Annotated in this window: 4 protein-coding genes and 1 pseudogene; 4 read left to right on the top strand and 1 reads right to left on the bottom strand. The window is 70.6% G+C overall.

Features of this window, described 5'->3' with window-relative positions; all coding sequences use genetic code 11:
* Positions 1–110 precede the first annotated feature (110 nt).
* The 4 genes from B7767_RS38695 to B7767_RS38680 all read left to right on the top strand — a co-directional run bounded on the left by B7767_RS38695 (position 111) and on the right by B7767_RS38680 (position 6665).
* On the top strand, positions 111–1274 hold the full coding sequence (locus B7767_RS38695; protein WP_085576047.1) for a hypothetical protein: 1164 nt from the start codon (positions 111–113) through the stop codon (positions 1272–1274).
* 225 nt (positions 1275–1499) lie between these two features.
* On the top strand, positions 1500–2996 hold the full coding sequence (locus B7767_RS38690; RefSeq protein ID WP_085576046.1) for a bifunctional cytidylyltransferase/SDR family oxidoreductase: 1497 nt from the start codon (positions 1500–1502) through the stop codon (positions 2994–2996).
* 180 nt (positions 2997–3176) lie between these two features.
* Entirely contained in the window at positions 3177–5252 is a 2076-nt protein-coding gene (locus B7767_RS38685; RefSeq protein ID WP_085576045.1) for a hypothetical protein, read from the top strand.
* A gap of 204 nt (positions 5253–5456) precedes the next feature.
* The gene (locus tag B7767_RS38680; RefSeq protein WP_085576044.1) at positions 5457–6665 is read left to right on the top strand and encodes a glycosyltransferase family 2 protein; all 1209 of its coding nucleotides are present in this window, start codon (positions 5457–5459) and stop codon (positions 6663–6665) included.
* A gap of 197 nt (positions 6666–6862) precedes the next feature.
* On the opposite strand, the pseudogene B7767_RS45345 reads toward B7767_RS38680, so the two are convergent.
* Positions 6863–7545: pseudogene (locus tag B7767_RS45345) on the bottom strand (hypothetical protein); the annotation flags it as partial.

Below are 7545 nucleotides of genomic sequence, written 5' to 3'. Positions count from 1 at the left end.
GGGCGGGGGGCGGTGGTGCGACTGCCCGCGGAGGGCGGGGGGCGGGCACTCAGGTGGGTCCCAGGTTGTTCTCACCGGTTCCTCAGTGAGCCGTCCTACCGTGCCTCGGCATGGACACCGACTGTACGAGAGAAGAACTCCGCACCCCCGCCCTTCCCGCCGGTACCCGGCTGCTGCACATCGGTCCGCACAAGACCGGCACCACCGCCGTCCAGGGCGCGCTGTTCGCCGCGAAGGAGGAGATGGCGCGGCACGGCGTCGACTTCCCGGCGCACAGCCGGCACCCGATCGAGGCCGTCCTCGCCGCCTGCGCCCGGCCCGCGATGATGGGGGACACCGTCCCCACCGAGAAGCACTGGCAGCGGCTGCTGGACCAGGTGGCGGCCACCGGGCGGCGCACCTCCGTGATCAGCAGCGAGTTCTTCGCCGACGCCGAGGACGGGGCGACGATCGCCCGGATCGTCGAGCAGCTCGGCGGTGACCGGGTGCACGTCCTGGTCACCCTGCGGCCCCTGGCGCGGATCATGCCCTCGCAGTGGCAGCAGTACGTGCAGAACGGGCTGCGGCTGGGCTACGAGCCGTGGCTGGAGCACATGCTCCGCCGGGCCCCGTACGACAGGCCCACCCCCAGCTTCTGGCGCCGGCACCGGCACGACCGGCTGGTCGAGCGGTGGGTCGGGGCGACCGGTCCCGACCGGGTGACCGTCGTCGTGGTCGACGACCGCGACCGGGACGCGCTGATGCGCACCTTCGAGGCGCTCCTCGGGCTGCCCGGGGGGCTGCTGCGGCCGGTCCCGGAGACCGCGAACCGTTCCCTCACCCTCGCCGAGACCGAAATGCTGCGTAACCTCAATAAGGAATTCCGCGGCAATGCGCTTCCGGAAGAGCTGTATTCGAGGCTGGTGCGGCACGGCGCGATCGCACATATGAAGAACGCGTGCAGCCCCACCCCGCAGGACGTGAAGATCCGTACCCCGCAATGGGCCCTGGAGGCCGCCGCCGGGATCGGCGCCGAGACGGCCGCGCGGATCGGCTCCCTGGGCGTACGGATCCTCGGCGACCCGGAGTCGCTGTCCCGCGTACCGGCGTCCGGGGGACAGCCGGGCGAGCCGCGACTCGCTCCCGAGGTGGCCGCGCAGGCCCTGTTCGGGATGCTCACCACGGTCGCCGCGACGAACGGCACCGACAAAGGGCGTACTGTTCACCGGACATCGTCGAAGGAACTCGTGAAGGTCCTCGGCCACCGCTGCCTGAAACGGCTGCGCCTGCGCTGAGCCGACCGGGTGGTGTCACGCCTGTCACGCACAGCAATGACATAACTCCTGTGGAGTTACTCACAAGAATTCACCGTGGGTCCCTGGAACCCCCACCGGGCGCCAGGAGTCCTAGGTGAATGACGGGTGGCGCGCACATATGCGGCAGAGGTCGCTCACCTTGCACTGCGGTAACCCCAAGTGGGACCATTTCGAAGTTCCCTGTCGCCCCAAGGTAGGTCACCTGTGTCCCAGCACATAGCCAAGCCCCGTACCACCGCAGTGATCCTGGCCGGCGGTACCGGTCAGCGGGTGGGTCTCTCGATCCCCAAGCAGCTGCTGAAGATCGCCGGCAAGGCAGTCATCGAGCACACCCTGACCACCTTCGAGAAGGCCGACTCCATCGACGACATCATCGTGCTGATGGCGCCGGGATACGTGCCCGACATCGAGAAGATCGTCGCCAAGGCCGGGTTCACGAAGGTCACCAAGGTCATCGAGGGCGGCTCGACCCGGAACGAGACCACGGAGCGGGCCATCGCCGCGCTCGGCGAGGGCCTGGCCGAGGGCGAGGACCGCAACGTCCTCTTCCACGACGCCGTGCGCCCCCTGCTGTCGCAGCGCGTCATCGACGACTGCGTGAGCGCGCTGGACCGCTTCCAGGCCGTCGACGTGGCCATCCCGTCCGCCGACACCATCATCGTCACGCGCACGCACGGCGAGGACGGCGAGTTCATCACGGAGATCCCGGACCGCTCCCGGCTGCGCCGCGGCCAGACCCCGCAGGCCTTCAAGCTGTCCACCATCCGCCGCGCCTACGAGGTCGCCGCCGGCGACCCCAACTTCCAGGCCACGGACGACTGCTCGGTCGTGCTCAAGTACCTGCCGGACGTGCCGATCCACGTCGTGGCGGGCGACGAGTACAACATGAAGGTCACCCAGCCCGTCGACGTCTTCATCGCCGACAAGCTCTTCCAGCTCGCCTCCACCGCCGCACCCGAGCAGGTCTCCGAGGAGGCCTACCGGCAGCTGCTCACCGGCAAGACCATGGTGGTCTTCGGCGGTTCGTACGGCATCGGCAAGGACATCGCCGAGCTCGCCGAGTCCTACGGCGCCACCGTCTACGCGCTGGGCCGCTCCACCACCGGCACCCACGTGGAGAACCCGGAGGAGGTCGACGACGCGCTGTCCAAGGCGTACGGCGAGACCGGCCGCATCGACTACGTCGTCAACACCGCGGGCGTGCTGCGCATCGGCAAGCTCGCCGAGACCGACAACGCCACCATCGAGGAGGCGCTGAAGGTCAACTACCTGGCCCCGGTGCAGATCGCCCGCTCCGCCTACAAGTACCTCGCCGAGACCAAGGGACAGCTGCTGCTGTACACCTCCAGCAGCTACACCCGCGGGCGCGCCGAGTACAGCCTGTACTCCTCGACCAAGGCCGCGATGGTGAACCTCACCCAGGCCCTGTCCGACGAGTGGGCCGGTGACGGCGTCCGGGTGAACTGCATCAACCCGGAGCGCACCGCCACGCCGATGCGCACCAAGGCTTTCGGACAGGAGCCGGCGGGCAGCCTGCTCTCCTCCGAGGCGGTCGCCCGGACCTCGCTGGACGTGCTGTTGTCCGAGCTCACCGGCCATGTCATCGACGTACGGCAGCAGGACCCGACGGCGGGCGCGGCGCGGGCCACCGGATTCGAGCAGGCGCTGGCCGCGGTGCTGGACCGTCAGGACGGCGTGTAATAATTGCCGCTAAATAGTCTTCCGTAATTCAGGCCTCCACGGCCTCCTGTTCACGTAGTCAGTCGACGGGAGTTCGCGGGGGCCTGAATCCGTACCTCCCGAATTGCGCACAGGCACAAAACCGGCACCCCCTCCAAGAGCAGGTTATCCGTGATATCCACCGCTATTCGCGTCGCCCGGGTGGGCAGCGCGGCCGAGCTGGCCGCGGCGGTCCTCATGTTGCTGGGCTTCCCCTGCCTCATGCTGGCCGCGCTCGTCCCGAGCATCCCCGCCTTCGCGGCAGCGGCCGCAGTGACGTACCTGGCGGACCACTATCTGCACCGCAAGGGCAGCTACCTGGTCAGCCGCCTCAGCAAGGTGCGGGCCGGCCTGTCGATCCGCTTCCTGATCCGACAGCTCCTGCTGATCCTGCTGCTGGCCCGCCTGTCCCTCGCGGACAACCTGATCTACTACGGGGCGATCGCCTGCTTCATCGCCTTCTACGGTCTTCAGGCCCCGCACGGCGCGCTCACCACGCTGATCCGCAACCGCCGCCGGATGCCGGTCGCCACCCGCAACGTCGACCTGGCCTCCCGCATCCGCATCCCGGACGCGCCGCCGCAGGTGCTGCTGAACCGCGCCGCGGAGAAGATGCTCCACCTCGACCTCGCGGCGGTCGTCGGCATACTGGTCGGCGCCTCCCTGGAGTCGGCCGCCGTCGGCTACACCGGCATCGGCCTCACGGTCGCCACGGGCACCCTGTACGTCCTCGCCCTGCTGCCCTACGTGCGCGGCCGGAAGACCCCGCCGAGCCCGGAGAAGGTGCTGGACGCGGTCGACGACTGGCTGCGCGAGTACCGCCCGGAGACCGTGCTGTACTTCTCCGGTTCGAAGGACTCCGCCTACCAGGTCAACATGTGGCTGGAGACCATGGAGCAGCTGGACACCCGTCCGCTGGTCCTGCTGCGCGAGCGGGTCATCCTGCAGAACCTGGCGCCCACCACGGTCCCCGTCGTCTGCGTGCCCGGAGGGGTGCACCTGATGAACATGGACCTGTCCACCGTGCGGGTCGCGCTGTACGCGGCGAACGTCGGCAAGAACATCCACATGCTGCGCGTGCCCACCATGAAGCACGTCTTCATCGGCCACGGCGACAGCGACAAGCTCGCCAGCGTCAACCCGTTCAGCAAGGTCTACGACGAGGTGTGGACGGCCGGCCGCGCGGGCCGCGACCGCTACGCCATCGCCGACGTCGGTGTCCGCGACGACGACATCGTCGAGGTCGGCCGCCCGCAGCTGGCCCCGATCCAGACCTGGCAGGGCGTCCCCGGCGACCGCATGCCGACGGTCCTGTACGCCCCCACCTGGGAGGGCTGGGACGACAACCCCGGCAACACCTCGATCCTGCTGGCCGGCGAGAACATCGTGAAGAAGCTGGTCAAGGCCGACCCGGCGGTGCGGGTCCTGTACAAGCCGCACCCCTTCACCGGCACCCGCAGCGCGAAGGCGAAGGCCGCCCACCAGCGGATCACCGCGCTGATCGAGAAGGCCGCCGCCGAGCGCGCCGCCGATCCGCGCTTCACCGCCGACACGGCCGTCCAGGGCAAGGCCAGGGCCGAGCTGGCGCGCATCGAGGCCCGGCTGGCCGAGCTGACCGGCGGCACCGAGAAGGGCGACGAGGCCGAGGTCTCCCGCGACGGGGTGACCGACGTGGCCCGGCACGAGGAGACCGCCCGGCTGCGCGCCGAGTGGAACACCGCGTACTGGCGCTCCTTCCCCGACTGGGAGCACCGCGTCATCACCGGCGCCGAGCCCCGGCTGTACGACTGCTTCAACGTCTCCGACGCGATGGTCTCCGACATCTCCAGCGTGGTCTCCGACTTCATCGCCAGCGGCAAGCCGTACGCCGTCACGGACTCCGCCGAGCTGGGCGTGGAGGAGTTCAAGCGGCAGAACACGGCGGTGCGCGCCGCGGTGATCCTGTCCAACGGCGCGAAGGAGCTCGACGGCCTGCTCGACGCGGTCCGCGACCCGGCCGCCGACCCGCTGGCCGAGGACCGGGGGGAGCTCAAGCGCTACCTGCTCGGCCCGGACGAGCCGAAGTCCATCGACCAGTTCAACACCGCGGTCGGACAGCTCGCGCTGAAGGCCGAGACGCGCAACCTCGGCCAGGAGTCCCGGATCACCACCGGCGGCCCCGACGTGGAGCTGGCGGACGCGGTGCCCGTGCCGCGGGCGTCGGCGGCCGGTGAGGCGGACGGCGTCGACACCGTCTGACCCGCCCGGCGGGCTCAACAGGGCTCGGCCCCCGAGGAGTTGATCCTCGGGGGCCGAGCCCTTTCGCGTACCCGACGGAGTGACGGCGACCCTGTGACGTGGACCACTAAAACAGGCGTCCGAGGCAACCCCTCGCCTCGAACACCCGTCTAACAAGTAGCGAATGAGGCGATACGGGGGCTATTTCATGAACAGGGGGAAATCGTGACCATGGCGCAGCCTGATGTCACCGTGGTCATCGGGGCGTACGAAGCGATGCCGTACCTGGTCGAGTGCCTCGCCTCCGTGGAGGCACAGACCATCGACCCGGAGCGCATCGAGGTCATCGCGGTCGACGACGGCTCGACCGACGGCACGGGGGAGTGCCTGGAGGAGTTCGCGGCCCGCGCGCCCATGCCGGTCACCGTGCTCCGGCAGGAGAACTCCGGCGGCCCCAGCGGCCCGCGCAACGTGGGCCTGGGCAAGGCCACCGGGCGCTACGTCTTCTTCCTGGACGCCGACGACCGGCTGGGCCCCGAGGCCCTGGAGCGGATGGTCGGCATGGCCGACCGGGCCGGCACCGATGTCGTACTGGGCCGGATCGAGGGCGTCGACCGGGGCGCGCCGAAGTCCATGTGGGGCAGGACGCTGGAGCGCACGGACGTCTACTCGTCCAACATCAAGTTCACGCTCAGCGCGCAGAAGCTGTTCCGCCGCGCGTTACTCGACCGGCACGGCATGCGGTTCGACGAGTCCCTGTTCACCGGCGAGGACGCGCTGTTCACCATGGAGGCCTATCTGCGGGCCGACGGCGTCTCCGTGATCGCCGACTACACCTGCTACTACCTGGTGGGCCGCGACGACGGCAAGCACGTCACCAAGAGCGGCGGCTACACACTGCGGTTCGACTCCGCCCGCGCCCTGATGAACCTGATCGCCGGCCTCGTCCCCGAGGGCCCCCGCCGCGACCTGCTCATGGTGCGGCCCTTCACCGTCACCCTGCTGCCCCAGTTCGGCCCCCGGTTCCTCAAGGACGCCGACGACGTCCGGCGGCGCAAACTGGAGCTGGCACGGCCGCTGATGGACGTCCACTGGACCGAGGGCGTCGCCCGGCTGCTGAAGACCGAGGAGCGGCTGCGGCTGCACCTGGTGGCCGGGCAGCGGCTGGAACTCCTCATGGACGTCCTGCGGTTCGTCCGGGAGAAGAAGCAGCCGCAGGCCCTGCTGGAGCGCCGGGGTCGCCGCGTCTACCTCGCCTACCCGCACTTCCGCGACCGCGCGGCCGGCATCCCCGACTCCGTGTACCTGGCCACCCCGCGCGAGGCCCGCGCGGTCCCCGGCTACCGCGCGGGCGGCACGGGCTCCCTGCTGCGCCGAGTCGCCCGTAAGGCCCGCCGCGTGCTGACTCCGTCCCGTAAGCCTGCGGCAGCCTGAACCTTCTTCCGCCCCCGCCGCCCCTTCCCGTCCCCGTCCCCCGGGGGCGCTGCCCCCGGAACCCCCGCTCCTCAAACGCCGGAGGGGCCGGAAGTCGGCCCCTCCGGCGTTTGAGGAGCGGGGTCTGGGGCGGAGCCCCAGTTTCGGGACGGGAAGGGGCGGCGGGGGCGAGAATCCTTCTGTGCTCCGGCCGGGGGCTACGCGCGGCGGGACGGCCGGTGCGGGACGAAGGGGACGGGTGCCGCCGCGTCGGCGGTCTGGTGCCGCTGACCGGGCAGCTCCGCACCCAGGCGACGGGTCGCACGGACCCTGTGCTCCCGCGCCGCCGCACACAGGTCCTGGACGGCCGCCGCGAAGCGCTGCTGGGACGTCGGCACGGCAGGCCCCAGCAGACGCCGCTTCAACTCCGCGCGGGCGGCCACGAAGTCGTCCTTGCGCGGATCACGGACCGACTCCAGCAGCGCCGGCACCCCGGCCGCGTCCGGCGTCAGCACCGTCGCCGCCGCCACCGTCGGGAACGCCGTGCGGAACGCCTCCTCGGGCAGCCCGCTGGTGTTCGCCACCGCGTACGGCTTCTCGCTCGCCAGGAAGTCGCTGATCACGCTCGACACATCACTGATCAGCAGGTCGGCGACGTCGAAGCAGGAGTACAGCTCGGGCCGGGCGTCCGTGACGACCTGGTGCTCCCACTCCGGCAGCGACGCCCAGTACGCCTCCTCCCAGGCCTTTGCCGCCCGCGCCACCGCCTGCGCCCGGCCCGGCTCCGGCGCGGACTGCACCAGCATCCGCTCGACCTGATCGGCGCCCGCCCGGAACACCGCCGTGGTGAGCCGGTCCAGCTCCGCGGCACGCCGGGCCGGTTCCCCCGACGGCACGGGAC

The sequence above is a fragment of the Streptomyces sp. 13-12-16 genome (assembly GCF_002114215.1).
Taxonomy (GTDB): Bacteria; Actinomycetota; Actinomycetes; order Streptomycetales; family Streptomycetaceae; genus Streptomyces.
Note: the sequence above shows the minus strand (reverse complement) of the source record. Positions and strands in the feature narration are given on the sequence as shown.

What these genes read in the sequence shown, in the direction of transcription:
- B7767_RS38695 (WP_085576047.1), top strand. Translation starts at nt 111, where the DNA reads ATGGACACCGACTGTACGAGAGAAGAACTCCGCACCCCCGCCCTTCCC.